This window comes from Bacillus sp. SIMBA_154 (genome assembly GCF_046536015.1).
GTDB classification, from domain to species: Bacteria; Bacillota; Bacilli; order Bacillales; family Bacillaceae; genus Bacillus; species Bacillus pumilus_P.
This window is the reverse complement of sequence record NZ_JAWJBV010000602.1, coordinates 1-241: the sequence shown is the minus strand read 5'-3', so window position 1 is coordinate 241 and position 241 is coordinate 1. Positions and strand designations below refer to the sequence as shown.

The window sequence follows — 241 nt, the reverse complement described above, 5'->3', positions numbered from 1 at the left end:
GCACCGATACGCTTTGCCGCGCGTATGCCGCCGACCATGGTCGTGGTCATACCAGCAACCTGCCTGCATTACTGATGAACCATTTGAACCGACCACTGCCGATCAATTAGAAGCTGGTATCAAATATCTGTCTCCAGACCGTGCGACCAAAGGAACGTTTGCGGTATTTGATATTACCCAAAAAAATGTCGTTGTGTCAGATTACGTCAACTATAGAAGCCAAACACAAACTGGTGAAATT

1 protein-coding gene is annotated in these 241 nt (G+C 46.9%); it reads left to right on the top strand.

The genetic code is table 11. The features are described from left to right. The coding region (locus tag R0K30_RS23315; protein ID WP_410613384.1) for a TonB-dependent receptor domain-containing protein at nucleotides 1-241 on the top strand (241 nt) is incomplete at both ends.